Annotated in this window: 1 protein-coding gene and 2 pseudogenes; all 3 read left to right on the top strand. The window is 42.3% G+C overall.

Annotated features, from left to right (window positions below):
* Positions 1-979, top strand: a pseudogene (locus tag IEU71_RS09965) (hypothetical protein); the annotation flags it as partial.
* Between the two features lie 10 nt (positions 980-989).
* Positions 990-1,871, top strand: coding sequence for a sortase family protein (locus IEU71_RS09960; RefSeq protein ID WP_080527753.1), 882 nt, complete (start codon positions 990-992; stop codon positions 1,869-1,871).
* Positions 1,872-1,932: 61 nt separating this feature from the next.
* Positions 1,933-2,194: pseudogene (locus tag IEU71_RS09955) on the top strand (cell surface protein); the annotation flags it as partial.

Genomic DNA, 2,194 nt, shown 5'->3' with positions numbered 1-2,194 from the left:
TGACTTTGTAAGCGACTTAGAGGCTTTGAAAGTATCTGTTAATCAAGAGCTGGATAACTGGTTTATAGAACGTTCTAAAGACCTGCAAAGTAATCTTCAAGCCACAGTAGACGATCAGGTCTCAGAAGTGACGTCACAAGCGCAAACAGAGACGCTAACCAGTCTTAAAGCTTTGCGTGATGAGTTATTAGCTCAAAACACACAATCATTGCTAGACATGCATCAAAAGCTGGAAGAAGACATCAGTAACAAGCGGGCACAATATCAATCAGAGCATGAAAAAGCGATGATCAGTGCCACTGAGTTAGAAAGTGCTAAAACTCATGCTGGTAGCCTCAGTGAACTTGAGCAACAAGTCCAGATTTTGAAGCAAACTAATCTAAACCTCGAGCAAAAATTAAAAGGTAAAGATGCTGTCAATAATGATGAGGTTTCCCAACTTCGTCAACAGTTACAAATGCTTCAAAATGCCCCAAAGACAACATCACATGATGAAACTAACCAACAATTGATGACTTTGTTAGCAGCGCAAATGAAGCAGCCTCAAGTTGAACAAAAGAAAACAAGTGCTTGGCAATCAGCGGCGATCGGTGTCTTGGCTGTTCTGGCTATTGGTGGTGCGGGCTTTGGTGGTTATGCAATGGCCCAACACAAAACAGATAGCGCCACACAATCATCAAAAGCAGTCTCTGCGAGTAGTCACAACGAAGGCAACGCAACCGTAACCTTAGCACCTGAATCATCTGAGGCTTTTTCTTCTTCAAAGGTTAGTGCTTCAAGTAGTCAATCAAGCTCGTCTAGCTCATCTAGCTCACAAGCTAACAGTTCTTCTACGTTAGCTGATCGCTACCATGTCGGTGAAGACGTTGATGCCACAATCAATGGTCAAACAGTCACCGCTAAAGTCGTTTCGGTACAAGACAAAACCATCACAGTGCATCATGATGGCTACGATTATGTTGTCCCGTTTGACAATTAGGCGGTGAACTATGGCAATCAACATTGAACAAGTCAAGAGCCGTCGAAAGAGAGCGCAACCGAGACGTCCAAATTACCATCGTTTGAAAAGGCACCATCCAATTCTAAAAACACTGTTATTAGCCATGTTTGGCATCTTAATTGTCACTGGCGCTGTGATTTACGGTAACCATACGCAGTGGCAAACAGCGCAGAAGGTTCAAAAAGCTAGTCATAAGGCTGTTGCTCAAGCAAAAAAACAACCTGTTGTCAAAGCAAGTCAAGTCAAACAAGTGGCGGCACAGAAAAGTGTCAAACCTGATTATTCAGGGACCGGCGGTTTATCTAGCAAAGAAGATATGTTGAAACTAGCCCAAAGCAATCAAGCTGAAATCCTACGTGGACATGTGGCTGTGCCAAGTTTTAGCATTAGTGAGCCAATCTATGAAGGCACTAGTAACCACGTCTTAGCCATTGGTGCGGGCATGAATGCACCCAACCTAAAGATTGGAACTGGATTAGTACCAATATTTGCTCACAATATGGGTGATTATAATGCCGTGTGGCCATACCATCCTACCAAGTTTAGTTCCTTACAAAACATGACTGAGAAAACCATTTTAGGGAAAGGTATTTATCTCTCTGACGGTCATACAGTTTACCGTTATAAAGCGACCAAATTGGATTATGGTATCGCTGTGGGGTTGATGAATCAAGAATTAGCTGTTGAGAACACAGGCAAACCAAAGGTTAAATTGATTGCTTGTTTGGAAGATCAAGAATTTTGGCAGCAGGTTAAAGCGAGTCACTACAAAAATTTCACCGCTAAAAAGCGAATCGTGCTAACGGGTGAATTAGTTGGTGAACAATCAATTAATTCCCTCGACAGCAATTTAAAGCAACAACTGCAATAAAACCTATAAAGGGGGTCGGGATTTACGACCCCTCCAAAAATCGGAAGAAAGAATATTTATTATGTCACATAACATTAAACGCAAAACAAAAGTAATCGCAGTATCGGCAATGGTGGCGACGTCTGCAATTATTGGCTTAGTCCATCCATTTGATAACCATAACATCTTCGCGGATGACTCAAAAAATTCTGACGCAAAGGGAACATCGGTCGATGTCGATCATAGTGAGTTGGACAAGTCCGTGGTTGCTGCTAAAAAAGCAGGCATGACAATCACACAAAATGCTACTGTGACTAAAGTCATTACAGCCAGTCAATACGCGG

The organism is Leuconostoc falkenbergense (assembly GCF_014634805.1).
GTDB lineage: Bacteria > Bacillota > Bacilli > Lactobacillales > Lactobacillaceae > Leuconostoc > Leuconostoc falkenbergense.
This window is presented reverse-complemented; position numbering and strand designations above follow the sequence as displayed.

Excerpts from the sequence above, each read along its gene's own strand:
- IEU71_RS09960 (WP_080527753.1), top strand. The coding sequence starts at position 990 with ATGGCAATCAACATTGAACAAGTCAAGAGCCGTCGAAAGAGAGCGCAA.